The organism is Streptomyces sp. NPDC005863 (genome assembly GCF_042871345.1).
GTDB lineage: Bacteria > Actinomycetota > Actinomycetes > Streptomycetales > Streptomycetaceae > Streptomyces.
This window is the reverse complement of the sequence record NZ_JBIAII010000009.1, coordinates 312,403-326,214: the sequence shown is the minus strand read 5'-3', so window position 1 is coordinate 326,214 and position 13,812 is coordinate 312,403. Positions and strand designations below refer to the sequence as shown.

16 protein-coding genes are annotated in these 13,812 nt (G+C 69.8%); 15 read left to right on the top strand and 1 reads right to left on the bottom strand.

Going from position 1 to position 13,812, the window contains the following annotated elements:
• Positions 1-133 precede the first annotated feature (133 nt).
• The 5 genes from dop (at position 134) to prcA (ending at position 4,238) form a co-directional block, all read left to right on the top strand.
• Positions 134-1,645, top strand: a complete 1,512-nt coding sequence (dop, locus tag ACFYO9_RS28975; RefSeq protein WP_355810299.1) for a depupylase/deamidase Dop — start codon at positions 134-136, stop codon at positions 1,643-1,645.
• A 124-nt stretch (positions 1,646-1,769) separates the two neighbouring features.
• A complete protein-coding gene (locus ACFYO9_RS28970) occupies positions 1,770-1,988 on the top strand; it encodes a ubiquitin-like protein Pup (protein ID WP_150219625.1) in 219 nt (72 codons plus the stop codon).
• A gap of 371 nt (positions 1,989-2,359) precedes the next feature.
• A complete protein-coding gene (locus ACFYO9_RS28965) occupies positions 2,360-2,617 on the top strand; it encodes an endonuclease VII domain-containing protein (RefSeq protein ID WP_388666677.1) in 258 nt (85 codons plus the stop codon).
• Positions 2,569-3,414 (top strand): proteasome subunit beta, encoded by an 846-nt coding sequence (gene prcB / locus ACFYO9_RS28960; RefSeq protein WP_358778829.1) that lies wholly within the window; start codon positions 2,569-2,571, stop codon positions 3,412-3,414. The genes ACFYO9_RS28965 and prcB overlap by 49 nt, the downstream gene beginning before the upstream one ends.
• Positions 3,415-3,467: 53 nt before the next feature.
• A complete protein-coding gene (prcA, locus tag ACFYO9_RS28955) occupies positions 3,468-4,238 on the top strand; it encodes a proteasome subunit alpha (RefSeq protein ID WP_355810309.1) in 771 nt (256 codons plus the stop codon).
• Positions 4,239-4,332: 94 nt separating this feature from the next.
• On the opposite strand, the gene ACFYO9_RS28950 is transcribed toward prcA, so the two are convergent.
• A complete protein-coding gene (locus ACFYO9_RS28950) occupies positions 4,333-5,439 on the bottom strand; it encodes a LacI family DNA-binding transcriptional regulator (protein WP_358778828.1) in 1,107 nt (368 codons plus the stop codon).
• A 72-nt stretch (positions 5,440-5,511) separates the two neighbouring features.
• Between ACFYO9_RS28950 and ACFYO9_RS28945 the strand changes: the two genes are divergently transcribed.
• The 10 genes from ACFYO9_RS28945 to tatC all read left to right on the top strand — a co-directional run bounded on the left by ACFYO9_RS28945 (position 5,512) and on the right by tatC (position 13,800).
• On the top strand, positions 5,512-6,771 hold the full coding sequence (locus ACFYO9_RS28945) for an MFS transporter (protein WP_355810315.1): 1,260 nt from the start codon (positions 5,512-5,514) through the stop codon (positions 6,769-6,771).
• A gap of 9 nt (positions 6,772-6,780) precedes the next feature.
• A complete protein-coding gene (pafA, locus tag ACFYO9_RS28940) occupies positions 6,781-8,142 on the top strand; it encodes a Pup--protein ligase (RefSeq protein ID WP_355810318.1) in 1,362 nt (453 codons plus the stop codon).
• Positions 8,143-8,271: 129 nt separating this feature from the next.
• Positions 8,272-9,270 (top strand): FKBP-type peptidyl-prolyl cis-trans isomerase, encoded by a 999-nt coding sequence (locus tag ACFYO9_RS28935; protein WP_358778827.1) that lies wholly within the window; start codon positions 8,272-8,274, stop codon positions 9,268-9,270.
• A 60-nt stretch (positions 9,271-9,330) separates the two neighbouring features.
• Positions 9,331-9,705 carry an FKBP-type peptidyl-prolyl cis-trans isomerase gene (locus ACFYO9_RS28930; RefSeq protein ID WP_055567247.1) on the top strand — a complete coding sequence of 125 codons (375 nt, stop codon included), beginning with the start codon at positions 9,331-9,333 and terminating at the stop codon, positions 9,703-9,705.
• Positions 9,706-9,842: 137 nt separating this feature from the next.
• Positions 9,843-10,844, top strand: coding sequence for a WYL domain-containing protein (locus ACFYO9_RS28925; protein ID WP_358778826.1), 1,002 nt, complete (start codon positions 9,843-9,845; stop codon positions 10,842-10,844).
• 17 nt (positions 10,845-10,861) lie between these two features.
• Positions 10,862-11,839, top strand: a complete 978-nt coding sequence (locus tag ACFYO9_RS28920; protein ID WP_355810330.1) for a WYL domain-containing protein — start codon at positions 10,862-10,864, stop codon at positions 11,837-11,839.
• Positions 11,836-12,111: a hypothetical protein gene (locus ACFYO9_RS28915; protein WP_355810333.1), complete on the top strand. Its 276-nt coding sequence runs from the start codon at positions 11,836-11,838 to the stop codon at positions 12,109-12,111. Before ACFYO9_RS28920 ends, ACFYO9_RS28915 begins: the two co-directional genes overlap by 4 nt.
• A gap of 9 nt (positions 12,112-12,120) precedes the next feature.
• Positions 12,121-12,318, top strand: a complete 198-nt coding sequence (locus tag ACFYO9_RS28910; protein WP_355810336.1) for a hypothetical protein — start codon at positions 12,121-12,123, stop codon at positions 12,316-12,318.
• Between the two features lie 211 nt (positions 12,319-12,529).
• On the top strand, positions 12,530-12,814 hold the full coding sequence (tatA, locus tag ACFYO9_RS28905) for a Sec-independent protein translocase subunit TatA (protein WP_355810339.1): 285 nt from the start codon (positions 12,530-12,532) through the stop codon (positions 12,812-12,814).
• 92 nt (positions 12,815-12,906) lie between these two features.
• Positions 12,907-13,800, top strand: coding sequence for a twin-arginine translocase subunit TatC (gene tatC / locus ACFYO9_RS28900; protein ID WP_358709788.1), 894 nt, complete (start codon positions 12,907-12,909; stop codon positions 13,798-13,800).
• Positions 13,801-13,812 lie beyond the last annotated feature (12 nt).

The following is a 13,812-nucleotide window of genomic DNA, read 5'->3' as shown; positions in this document are numbered from 1 at the left end:
CGCAAAGGCGTTCTAGGCTCTTCGGTACCGCCGAGTCGCGCAGTGCGGGGACGGGCACCGCACACGCACCGGAGAACCAGCGGTACTTGAGCGCCGTTCCCGAACGGGAGCGCCGCCGGGCAAGGAGGGCCGCATGACCGTACGGCGAGTAATGGGCATCGAGACGGAGTACGGCATCTCCGTCCCCGGCCATCCCAACGCCAATGCCATGCTCACCTCGTCCCAGATCGTCAACGCCTATGCCGCGGCGATGCACCGGGCGCGACGCGCCCGCTGGGACTTCGAGGAGGAGAACCCGCTGCGGGACGCGCGGGGTTTCGACCTCGCCCGCGAGGCCGCCGACTCCAGCCAGCTGACCGACGAGGACATCGGCCTGGCCAACGTCATCCTCACCAACGGCGCACGCCTGTACGTCGACCACGCACACCCCGAGTACAGCTCGCCGGAGATCACCAACCCGCTGGACGCCGTCCTGTGGGACAAGGCCGGCGAACGCATCATGGCCGAGGCCGCCGACCGCGCGGCCCAGCTCCCCGGCGCCCAGCCGATCCACCTGTACAAGAACAACACCGACAACAAGGGCGCCTCGTACGGCACGCACGAGAACTACCTGATGAAGCGGGAGACCCCCTTCTCGGACATCGTGCGGCACCTGACGCCGTTCTTCGTCTCCCGCCAGGTCGTCACCGGCGCGGGACGCGTCGGCATCGGCCAGGACGGCCACGAGCACGGCTTCCAGCTCAGCCAGCGCGCGGACTACTTCGAGGTCGAGGTGGGCCTGGAGACGACCCTCAAGCGGCCCATCATCAACACCAGGGACGAGCCGCACTCCGACGCCGAGAAGTACCGCAGGCTGCACGTCATCATCGGCGACGCGAACCTCTCGGAGATCTCGACCTATCTGAAGCTGGGCACCACCTCGCTCGTCCTCGCGATGATCGAGGAGGGCTTCATCGCGGTGGACCTCGCCGTGGACCAGCCGGTGCGCACCCTGCACCAGGTCTCGCACGACCCGACCCTCAAGCACCTCGTCACGCTCCGCAGCGGCCGCTCACTCACCGCCGTACAGCTCCAGATGGAGTACTTCGAACTGGCCCGCAAGTTCGTCGAGGAGCGTTACGGCTCGGACGCGGACGCGCAGACCAAGGACGTGCTGGCCCGCTGGGAGGACGTCCTCGGCCGTCTGGAGAGCGATCCGATGAGCCTGTCCGGAGAGCTCGACTGGGTCGCCAAGCGGGAGCTCATGGAGGGCTACCGCCGCCGTGACAGCCTCGACTGGGACGCCGCGCGGCTCCACCTCGTCGACCTCCAGTACGCGGACGTACGGGCCGAGAAGGGCCTGTACAACCGTCTGGTGGCCCGGGGCAAGATGAAGCGGCTCCTCGACGAGTCGGACGTCGAGCGGGCCATCACCAAGCCCCCCGAGGACACGCGCGCGTACTTCCGCGGCCGCTGCCTGGAGCAGTACGCGGACGACGTGGCCGCCGCGTCCTGGGACTCGGTCATTTTCGACCTCCCCGGCCGTGACTCTCTGCAACGGGTCCCGACGCTGGAGCCCCTGCGCGGCACGCGCAACCACGTCAAGGAACTCCTGGACCGCTGCCGCACGGCAGAGGATCTGGTTCGGGTGCTCTCCGGCGGCTGAAAGGTCAACGCCCGGGGAATCACACAGGTGGGTCCCGCACGTTGCACCAACTGCGGGGCCGATGTCGGACCCGGAGCGTAGGGTCTGATCAAGAACGTCTAACCGAGCGAGCGGGGTGAGGTAGATGGCGACCAAGGACACCGGCGGCGGACAGCAGAAGGCGACGCGTCCCACCGAGGAGACCGAGGAGCAGACGCAGGACGCGCAGGCTTCGGAGGACCTCAAGGAGCGCCAGGAGAAGCTGAGCGACGACGTCGACTCGGTTCTGGACGAGATCGATGATGTGCTCGAGGAGAACGCCGAGGACTTCGTGCGCTCCTTCGTTCAGAAGGGTGGGGAGTGATTCTCCCTTCGAAACGAAGGTTGAGGATGTAGGGAGGGGTCTTGTCGGAGCCGCTTAAGCGGTGCGCGCGATGCCGGGAGTCCAAGCCGCACGAGGCGTTTGCGTCCAATCGGGCCTTGCGTGATGGCCTGCAGTGCTACTGCAGGCCGTGCGCCGCGGAGTATCACCAGGAGCGGCAGAAGGCCAAGGGCAAGAGTGTTCGGCCCAGGGTTGCGGCTCCGGCGGGCCACAAATACTGCCGCCGGTGTGGGGAGATCAAGCCGCACGCCGAGTGGGACCGAAACAAGACGGCCTCCGACGGCCTGTCCACTCGGTGTAAAGCGTGTCGGGCCATCGAGGGCTGTGCCGGCCATCTCAAGCGTCAGTACGGAATGACCGAAGCCGAACGTGACGAACTGATCGGGTCCCAGAAGGGGCTCTGTGTGATCTGTCTCGAGGCGCCTGCCGTACATGTGGATCATTGCCACGAGACAGGTAAGGTCCGAGGCGTACTGTGCTTCAACTGCAATTCGGGCATCGGCAAGTTGGGGGACGACCCCGACAAGACCCGCCGAGCCACCGCTTACCTGGAAGGAAACTCGTGGAAGCCAATCCTCGTAGCACCGGGCGTCTACCAGCTGCCTTCCTGACGCCCGGTTCGTCGTCCTTCATGGACTTCCTGTCCGAGCACCAGCCTGAGATTCTGCCCGGCAACCGTCAACTGCCGCCCACGCAGGGCGTGATCGAGGCGCCGCACGGCACGACCATCGTGGCCGTGACGTTCCCCGGTGGCGTGGTCCTCGCCGGCGACCGCCGGGCGACGATGGGCAACGTGATCGCCCAGCGCGACATCGAGAAGGTCTTCCCGGCCGACGAGTACTCGGCGGTGGGCATCGCGGGCACCGCGGGCCTGGCCGTGGAGATGGTGAAGCTCTTCCAGCTGGAGCTGGAGCACTTCGAGAAGGTGGAGGGCGCCACGCTCTCCCTGGAGGGCAAGGCGAACCGCCTCTCCACGATGATCCGCGGCAACCTCGGCATGGCCATGCAGGGCCTCGCGGTGGTGCCGCTCTTCGCGGGGTACGACGTGGACCGCGAGAAGGGCCGCATCTTCTCGTACGACGTCACGGGCGGCCGCTCCGAGGAGCACGGCTTCGCGGCGACCGGTTCCGGTTCGGTCTTCGCGCGCGGTGCGATGAAGAAGCTCTACCACGACGGTCTGACGGAGGAGCAGGCGACGACCCTCGTCATCCAGGCGCTCTACGACGCCGCCGACGACGACTCGGCGACCGGTGGCCCGGACATGGCCCGCCGGATCTTCCCCATCGTCACCGTCATCTCCGACGAGGGCTTCCGGCGGCTGACGGACGACGAGTCGTCGGCCATCGCGCGCGCGATCCTGGAGAAGCGGCTCGAGCAGCCGGACGGCCCGCGCGCCGCGCTGCTCTGATCGCTCCGCATTCGCCACTGACTGAAGTTTTTTGACAGAAAGGGACGGATCCGGTGTCGACGCCGTTCTATGTTTCACCCCAGCAGGCCATGGCGGACCGGGCGGAGTACGCCCGCAAGGGCATCGCCCGTGGTCGCAGCCTTGTCGTGATGCAGTATGCCGACGGCATCGTGTTCGTCGGCGAGAACCCGTCCCGTGCGCTGCACAAGTTCAGCGAGATCTACGACCGGATCGGCTTCGCGGCCGCCGGCAAGTACAACGAGTACGAGAACCTGCGCATCGGCGGCGTCCGCTACGCCGATCTGCGCGGATACACCTACGACCGGGACGACGTGACGGCCCGTGGCCTCGCCAACGTCTACGCGCAGACGCTCGGCACGATCTTCTCCAGCAACGCCGAGAAGCCGTACGAGGTCGAGCTGGTCGTCGCCGAGGTCGGCACCACGCCGGACGGCGACCAGATCTACCGCCTGCCGCACGACGGTTCGATCGTGGACGAGCACGGCTCGGTCGCGGTCGGCGGCAACGCCGAGCAGATCAGCAGCTATCTGGACCAGCGCCACCAGGACGGGATGACGCTGGCCGAGGCGCTCAAGCTCGCGGTGCAGGCGCTGTCCCGCGACACCAACGGCAGCGAGCGGGAGATCCCCGCCGAGCGGCTCGAGGTGGCGGTCCTGGACCGTACGCGGCCGCAGCAGCGCAAGTTCAAGCGGATCGTGGGGCGCCAGCTGTCCCGCCTCCTCGACGAGGGCGGCGCGACGGACGCGGCCTCGGACGAGGAGACCCCGCCCGCGGCGCCGACGTCCGGCGGCGACGTCGAGTAGTCCGGCGCGGCGGTGCGGTCCGCCACGCCAGTGAAGTGAGCGCCCCGTGTCCCGGCCCGACGGCCGGGACACGGGGCGCCGCCGTGTGCGGGGGTCAGTGGGCGTGGCCCGAGCGGGCGGGGCCGGTGGAGCCGCGGACGACCAGCTGGACGGGGAGCGGCGCGGCGTCCGGGGTGCGCCCGTCCAGGACGGCGACGAGGGACTCCATGCCGCGCTCACCGAAGCGTTCGGCGGGCAGCCGGACGGTGGTCAGCTCAGGCTCCACGGCGGTCGCCAGGGTCAGGTCGTCGAAGCCGGTGACCGAGACGTCCTCGGGGACGCGCAGGCCGAGCCTGCGCGCGGCCTTGCAGGCGCCGGCGGAGAGGAAGTCGTCGTCGCAGACGACCGCGGTGGGCCGGGGCCCCGGGCCGGAGAGGGCGGCCTCCGCGACGACGCGGGCGCCCTCGACGTTCAGCGGGGCGGTGACGCGTCGTACGGCGGTGTCCGTGCCGCGCAGCGTCCGGGCGAGCGCTTCGGCGCGCACGTCGAAGGTCCAGGAGTCCACCTCCGCGGCGAGGTGCAGGAAGTCGCGGTGGCCGAGGGCGAGCAGATGCTCCGTCACCTGGCGCATGCCGTCGGCGAGATCGAGGTTGACGGTGGCGGCGCCCAGGCTGCCCGCCGGGTCGCTGTCGAGCATCACCAGGGGCAGGTCGTCGCCGCGGATGGTGGCCAGCGCGTCGGAGGCCATGGAGGAGGCGAGCACGCCGTCCAGTGAGGCGCGGGCCGAGGCGAAGGGGTCGCGGGCCGGGCCGACGCCGTCGGGGGAGGGGTAGAGGACGACCCCGAAACCGTGCCGGGCGGCGATGCGGGCGACCCCGGTGTAGACGTGGGCGAAGAACTCGTTGGTGAGTTCGGGGACGACGAGGAGCGCCGTCCGTGTCCTGCCCAGGCGGAGGTTGCGGGCGGCCAGGTTGGGGCGGTAGCCGAGCTCCCGCGCGGCGGCGCGGACCCGTTCGGCGGTCGGCTCGGCGACCCGGCCGCGCCACTTGTCGCCGAGCACGAGGGAGACGGTGGCCTGGGAGACGCCGGCGGCGCGCGCGACGTCGCGGCTCGTGGGACGGGGCCCCAAGGATTCCTGCTGTGGCCCGGCCACGGTCACCTCCCGGTTCGGGTCCGGGGTGGCGGCACCGGACAACTCGGTGGACCCGCGGACAGCGCTCATGGTACGTATGACGCTCGACGTTATACGTAAAACCTCGGGCGTGACGGCGCCGCGGGGGAGGGGCAGGCGGGCGTGGCCACCGGATACGCGGAGATCCTCCGAGCGAAGTACGCGATGCGGCTCCTTGCCGGGACGCTGGTGGGCAGGCTCCCCAACGCCACGGCCGCGATCGCCATCGTGCTGTTCATCCGCGCCGAGGGCGGGACGTACAGCCTGGCCGGCGGCCTCGCCGCGGTGTACGGCGTCGCCAACGCCGTCGGGCAGCCGCTCCTCGGACGCCTCGTCGACCTGCACGGCCAGCCGCGCGTCCAGCTGCCCGCGGCCCTGCTGTCCGCCCTCGGCATGGCCGCCTTCGCCTTCACGGGCCCCGACCGGCTGGCCCTCGCCTATGTGGCGGTCGGCGCCGCCGGGCTCTTCACGCCACCCCTGGAGGGCGGTCTGCGGGCCCTGTGGCCCGGCGTCCTGGGCAAGGAGGAGCAGGTGCACACCGCGTACGCGATGGACGCCGTCGCCCAGGAAGTCATGTTCACCGTCGGCCCGTTGCTCGTCACGGGGTGCGTGGCCCTCTGGTCGGAGCAGGCGGCGCTGCTCGTGGTCAACGCCCTCGGTGTGCTGGGCGCCCTCTCCGTAGTGATGTCGCGGCCCTCGCGCGCGTGGCGCTCGGCGCCCCGGGAGGCGCACTGGCTCGGGGCCCTGCGCTCGCCGGGACTCCTCGCGCTCCTCGGCGCGTTCCTCTTCGTCGGCGTGGCGCTCGGCTCCATCACCGTCGCCGGGGTGTCGTACGCGGACGACCACGGCGGCGACGCGGTCTACGGCTGGCTGATGGCGGCCCTCGGTCTCGGCGCCCTGGTCGGCGGCGCGGTCTACGGGGCGCGGCAGTGGAGCGGTGTGCCGGAGCGGCGCCTCACGGTGCTCGTGGCGCTGCTCGCCGTCTGCTACCTGCCGTTGACGCTGACGCCCGGCGCGCTCGCCATGACGGGGCTCACCGCGCTCGCCGGCGTCTTCCTCGCCCCGGCGCTCGCGTGCGCCTTCATCATCGTCGACCGGCACGCCCCGCGCGGCACCGTCACGGAGGCCTTCTCCTGGCTCGTGACCACGTTCACGGTGGGCGCCTCGCTGGGGACGGCGGCGGCCGGTCCCGTCGTCGAGTGGGGCGGCACCGTGGGGGGTTTCGCGGTGCCCGGGGTCGCCGGCGTGTGCGCGTTGCTGGTTTTGCTGGCCACCGTCCGGGTACTGGTTGCGGTCGAGGATTCCGGGGTCGTTGCGGGTTCATCGGAAAATGATCGAAACGGTGCCGTCGAACCCGGTTTCAGTGCCGGGCATCAGGCGTAATGTTCAGTCATGGACCGCCGCATTTTCGGGCTGGAGAACGAGTACGGCGTCACGTGCACGTTCAGGGGACAGCGCCGCCTGTCGCCTGACGAGGTGGCGCGCTACCTCTTCCGCCGTGTCGTGTCATGGGGCCGCAGCAGCAACGTCTTTCTGCGGAACGGCGCCCGCCTCTATCTTGACGTGGGATCACATCCGGAATACGCGACACCCGAATGTGACAACGTGACCGAGCTGGTCACCCACGACAAAGCCGGCGAGCGCATTCTGGAAGGCCTGCTCGTCGACGCAGAACGCCGCCTGCACGAGGAGGGAATCGCGGGCGACGTCTATCTCTTCAAGAACAACACCGACTCGGCGGGAAACTCCTACGGTTGCCATGAGAACTATCTGGTGGCCCGTCATGGAGAGTTCTCCCGACTCGCGGACATTCTCATCCCGTTCCTCGTCACCCGTCAGCTGCTGTGCGGCGCGGGCAAGGTGCTGCAGACTCCGCGCGGCGCCGTGTACTGCGTCAGCCAGCGTGCCGAGCACATCTGGGAGGGCGTGTCCTCCGCGACCACGCGCTCCCGGCCGATCATCAACACCCGCGACGAACCGCACGCCGACGCCGAGCGCTACCGCAGGCTCCACGTCATCGTCGGCGACTCGAACATGTCCGAGACGACCATGCTCCTCAAGGTCGGCGCCACCGACCTCGTGCTGCGCATGATCGAGGCGGGCACCGTGATGCGTGACCTCACCCTGGAGAACCCGATCCGGGCCATCCGCGAGGTCAGCCACGACATCACGGGCCGCCGCAAGGTGCGCCTGGCCAGCGGCCGTGAGGCCTCGGCCCTGGAGGTGCAGCGCGAGTACTACGAGAAGGCCGTGGACTTCGTCGACCGCCGCGGCATCCGCACCGGCACCGTCGAACAGGTCCTCGAACTGTGGGGCCGCACGCTGGACGCGATCGAGACCGAGGACCTCGACCGCATCGGCACCGAGATCGACTGGGTCATGAAGTACAAGCTCATCGAGCGGTACCGCGCCAAGAACAACATGACCATGTCGCACCCCCGGGTCGCGCAGATAGACCTCGCCTACCACGACATCCACCGTCGGCGAGGGCTGTACTACCTCCTGGAGAAGAAGGGGCAAGCCGCCCGTATCTGCAACGACTTGAAGATCTTCGAGGGCAAGTCCGTGCCCCCGCAGACCACCCGGGCGCGGCTGCGCGGCGACTTCATCCGGCGGGCCCAGGAGCAGCGCCGTGACTTCACGGTCGACTGGGTCCACCTCAAGCTCAACGACCAGGCACAGCGCACCGTGTTGTGCAAGGACCCCTTCCGTTCGGTCGACGACCGGGTGGAGAAGCTCATCGCCGGCATGTGACCGAAGAGAAGCCGGTGGCGTTGTGGGAACGCAACGCGGGCGTCGCACGTTCCTCGTGCGGCGCCCTTCTCACGCCGTAGAGTTGCGCGCACGCCAACCCACAAGATCGACCGATACGAGGCCCCCACCGTGCGCCGACGCTCCCTCCTCCTTGCCGTCCCGGCCGGCCTGCTCACGCTGGCAGGCTGTGGTGACGACAAGGCCGACAAGGCCAAGTCCAAGCCCAGCGACAGCCCGACCAACTCCGCGTCGGCCCCGCCGACGGCGAAGATCGTGGACGGTCCGCTGCCCGAGATCACCAAGGGTACGAAGTTCGGCCAGAAGCCCACCGTCGCCAAGGGCAAGGGCAAGCCGTCCTCCGACCTCGCGGTCAAGACCCTCGTCGAGGGCAAGGGCAAGGAGGTCGTCAAGGGGGACTATCTGCAGGCCAATTACCTCGGCCAGATCTGGGCGACGGGCAAGGTCTTCGACAACTCCTACGACCGGGGCAACCCCACGGTCTTCCCGATCGGCGTCGGCCAGGTCATCCCCGGCTGGGACCAGGCCCTGGTCGGCAAGAAGCTCGACAGCCGCGTGGAGCTCGCCATCCCCCCGAAGATGGGGTACGGCGAGCAGGGCAACAAGCAGGCCGGCATCAAGGGCGACGACACCCTCGTCTTCGTCGTCGACCTCGTGGGCACCTTCACCGCGAAGAGCTCGGCGAAGGGCAAGGAGGTGGCGCAGTCCAACAAGGACCTGCCCAAGGTCGGCACCAACACCGACGGCAAGGCCCCCTCCATCGACGTCCCGAAGACGAAGGCGCCCAAGGAGCTCGTCGCGTCGTACATCCTGGAGGGTGACGGCGACGAGGTGAAGGAGACCGACAGCCTCCTGTGCCAGTACGAGGGCGTGCTCTGGGCGGACGGCAAGGAGTTCGACTCCTCGTACAAGCGCAAGCAGCTCGCGTCGTTCCAGCTGGCGCAGGTCGTCAAGGGCTGGGGGCAGGGGCTGACCGGCAAGAAGGTCGGCAGCCGCGTCCTCGTCGTCATCCCGCCGGAGCTGGGGTACGGCGACAAGCCCCCGCAGGGCAGCCCCATCAAGAAGGACTCCACGCTGGTCTTCTCCGTGGACATCCTCGCGAAGATGTGACCCCCGTGGGGATGTAAGACTGTCCGAGCTGACCTTTCGTATCAAAGCAGGAGCATTTTCGTGAGCATTGACAAGCCCGAGGTCGACTTCCCCGTCGGCGAGCCGCCGGCCGACCTTCAGATCAAGGACATCTGGGAGGGTGACGGGGCCGTCGCCAAGGCGGGCGACTTCGTCAAGGTCCACTACGTGGGCGTCGCCTTCAGCACGGGCGAGGAGTTCGACGCGAGCTGGAACCGCGGCAACCCGCTGGAGTTCCAGCTCGGTGCCGGCCAGGTCATCTCCGGCTGGGACCAGGGCGTGCAGGGCATGAAGGTCGGTGGCCGGCGCGAGCTGACCATCCCGGCCCACCTCGCCTACGGCGACCGCGGCGCCGGTGGCGGCCGCATCGCGCCGGGCGAGACGCTGATCTTCGTCTGCGACCTGGTCTCCGTCTGAGGACGTACCTGACCTGATCTGTCCGTCGAGGGCTCATGCTTGTCCGGCATGGGCCCTCGGCTTTTGCCCGTACACCCCGGGGCGGTACGGTCATCGGTCGGAAGCATTGTCTGTTGTAAGGCCGAGAAAGGGCGTCGATGGCCATTGCCAAGGCCGAGCGGCTGATGAATCTGGCGCTGTGTCTGCTCGGGACCCGGCGGCCGCTCAGCAAGCGTGAGCTGCGCGACTCGATCGAGGCTTACGTCGAGGCCTTTGGGCCGGGGAGAGGTGCGGCCGGAGGGCCGGGGGGTCGGGCGGCGGGGTCCGACGACTCCTTCAACCGCATGTTCGAGCGCGACAAGGACGATCTGCGCGAGCTCGGTCTGGTCATCGAGACCGTGGAGAACCTCGACGGCGACGTCGGCTACCTCGCCCGCCGCGACAGCAACCGGCTGCCGCCCATCACCATCGACGCCGAGGAGGCCGCGGCCCTCGGCCTGGCCGCCAAGGTCTGGCAGCAGGCCAGGCTCGCCGGGGCCGCGAGCGGCGCCCTGCAGAAGCTGCGCGCCGCCGGACTGCCCGAGGACGCCGACCCGTACGGCGCCCACAGCGCTCTTGAGCCGCGGATCCCCGCGCACGAGGCGTCCTTCGAGCCGCTGATGCTGGCCTGCCGCGACCGCCGCCCCATCGTCTTCGAGTACCGCAAGGCCACCGCGGCCCGCCCCGAGCAGCGCCATGTCGAGCCATGGGCCCTCGAATGCTGGCGCGGCCACTGGTACCTCGCGGGCTGGGACCGGGACCGGGGCGCCGAGCGCGTCTTCCGGCTCTCCCGGATCACCGGCAAGGTGCGCGCCCGCGCCGGGAAGTACACCGCCGACGTGCCGGACGTCGTCACGGTCCGTGAGACCGTCGCGGGCTGGGCCGGCGAGATCGCCGACCGCACCGCCCTGATCCGGCTGCGCACGGGCGCCGGCTACCCGCTGCGGGCCAAGGCCGTCGCGATGCGCGAACGCGGCGACGGATGGGACGAGTTGGAGATTCCGTACGGCCACGGGCTCGACGCCTGGCTGGTGGAGTTCGGGCCCGACGTGGTGGTCCTGGAGCCCGCGGAGCTGCGGGCCGACGTCATGGACCGGCTGCGCGCCGTGGCCAAGGGCTGAGGGGGAGCGAAAGAGCAATGGCCTCGAACGCCATCGACCAGACGCGGCGGATGCTGTCGCTGGTGACCTATCTGCGGGAGCGCCCCGGCGCCCACGTCGAGGACGTCGCCCGCGCCTTCGGCATCACCCCCGACGAGCTGATCTCCGACCTGGACATCCTGCCGATGTGCGGCACCAGCTTCCGCGGCGGCGACCTCCTGGACATCGACACCGACGGCGACCGCATCTGGTGGCACAACCCCGACGACGTGGCGGCGCCGCTGCGGCTCGCCGCCGACGAGGCGACCGCGCTGCTCGTGGCCGCCCGCGCCGTGTCCACGCTGCCCGGCCTGCGCGAGAGCGACCGGCTCGCGCTGCTGCGCGCCACCGCGAAGCTGGAGACCGCGGCCGGCGAGGCGGCGGGCGCCAGTTCCCGCCTCTCGGTCACCTTCGAGTCCGAGGGCGGCGTCTTCGCCGACGTCGACCGCGCCATCTCCGAGCGCCGGAGACTCTGGATCCGCTACTACTCGCCCGCGCGCGACGAGGTCACCGAGCGGGAGATCGACCCCGTCCGCCTGGTGAGCGTCGGCCACACCTATGTGGAGGCGTGGTGCCGGCGCTCCGAGGCGCGGCGCACCTTCCGGCTCGACCGGGTCGCCGAGATCAAGATCCTGGACGAGCCGTCCGCGCCGCCCGAGGTCGAGCTGCGCGACCTCTCGGAAGGCCTGGTGCAGCCCGCGGCCGAGGACCCCGAGGTCGTCGTCGAGGTCGGCCCCGGCGGCCGCTGGGTCGCCGAGTACTACCCCCACGACAGCGCCGACGAGCTGCCCGACGGCGGTCTGCGGATCACGCTGCGCACCCCCGACCCTGCCTCGCTGCGCCGGCTCGCGCTGCGGCTCGGCGGGGACGGGCGGATCGTCTCCCCGGTCCAGCTGGCCGACAGCGCGCGGCAGGCGGCGGCCGAGGCCCTGGAGGCGTACGAGAGGGACTTCGACCGTCAGGAGCAAGGGCGTTGACCACACCGACCACGGCCGGACTTCCGGGGGTGCCCGCGCAGACGCGGCGTACCCCGGTCCTCTTCACCGCGGCCTGCCCCGACTGCCGCGCCCGCTTCGAGCTCTCCGCGGGGGCGCTGCGGCTCGCGATCGGCGCCGGTCCCCGTACCACCTTCTACTCCTTCACCTGCCCCGAGTGCGGGGCGGCAGTGCGCAAGCCCGCGGGTGAGCGCATCGTCGAACTCCTCACCGGCGGCGGGGTGCGGACGCTGCGTCTGCACTCGACCGTCTAGGCTCGGCGCATGTTCTGGGCGATGCTCGCGATCGCGGCGGGCTTCTTGGGCCTCGCCGTCCTCGGCGTACTGGCGATCAAGGTCTTCGTGGAGGCGCAGCGGCTCGCGCGTCAAGTGACCGAGACCACACGGCAGATCAACAGCGCCGCGGAGGACCTGGAGCGGGCCGCGGCCGGTGTGGCCCGTGCCGGGCGAGGGGCTCTGTAGCGTCCGCGGCCTGTCAACTCCCCGATGGGGGCGGGTACGCTGCGAAATGCGGTCCGGGATCGAGGCGGGGGCCGTACTCGGAGTATGCGCGGGGATTGCCGAGCGTTTACCCCGGGGGGTTACGATCGCTGCACGCGCGGGAGATCGGATGAATGTCCGCTCTGCCGAGCGAACCAGACTCCTGACGCCTCGGTGAAGAAGGTATACAGCTATGGGTAGGCTCGGCCCCACCGAGATCATTCTCATCCTCGTCGTTATCGTCCTGCTGTTCGGAGCCAAGAAGCTGCCCGACATGGCGCGCTCCCTCGGCAAGTCGGCCCGCATCCTCAAGAGCGAGGCCAAGGCCATGAAGTCGGACAGCAAGGACGACGCCGCCGCCCCGGCCGACCCGCCGAGCGACCCGGCCGTCCAGAAGCGCACGATCCAGGCCGCCCCCGGCGACGTGACCAGCTCGCGCCCGGTCACCGAGCCGACCGACCACACGACGCAGCGCTGACCCAAGGCCGGCGCCGGCCGGCCTGCCGCACGAGATGAGGACGTGGGTTGCTCAAGTCTGCCCGCCAGAAGGAGAAGGACCCCGAGGGGCGGATGCCCCTCGCGGAGCACCTTCGCGAGCTCCGCAACCGGCTCGCCAAGGGGCTCCTCGCGATCACGATCGTTTCGATCGTGGCCGCGTTCTACAGCCAGCAGCTCATGGAGTTCCTGGCTGATCCCGTGCCGCGCTGCAAGCCCGGCATGGACGTGACCGGCGGTCACTGCGCGAAGGTGACGTTCAACGACCTCCTGTCGCCCTTCACCACCACGGTGAAGGTGAGCCTCATGGTCGGCATCATCGTCTCCAGCCCGGTCTGGCTGTACCAGCTGTGGGCCTTCGTCGCCCCCGGTCTGCACAAGCACGAGCGCAAGTACACGTACTGGTTCGTCGGGGCCGCGGTGCCGCTCTTCTTCGGGGGCGCCTGGCTGGCCTACACGATCCTCCCGGTCTCCATGCGCGTGCTGCTCGGCATCACGCCCGACGGGGCCGAGAACCTCCTTCCGATGGACACGATCCTCGACTTCACCGTCAGGATGGTCCTTGTCTTCGGCGCCTCGTTCGAGCTGCCCCTGCTCCTGGTCATGCTCAACATGACCGGCATGGTGACCGGCCGCAGGATGGCGACGTGGTGGCGCGGCGTGGTCATGGGTGTCTTCATCTTCGGCGCCGTCGCGACCCCGACCACCGACCCGGTCGGCATGATCGCCCTGGCGGGCCCGATCGTCGTCCTGTACTTCATGGCCGTCGGCTTCTCGCTCCTGAACGACAAGCGCCGCCGTCGCAACGACCCCGACGCCGAGCTCGACGACGACGAGGCCTCCGACCTCGACCTCACGCCCGACCCCGTCGACGGGGTCGAATCGGTGCGGCCGCCCAGGGCGCTGCCCGAGCAGGCGGGCACCGGACGGGGCGATCATCGGGTGAACGGTTTCGACGACGTCACGTGAGCTTGTAGGGTC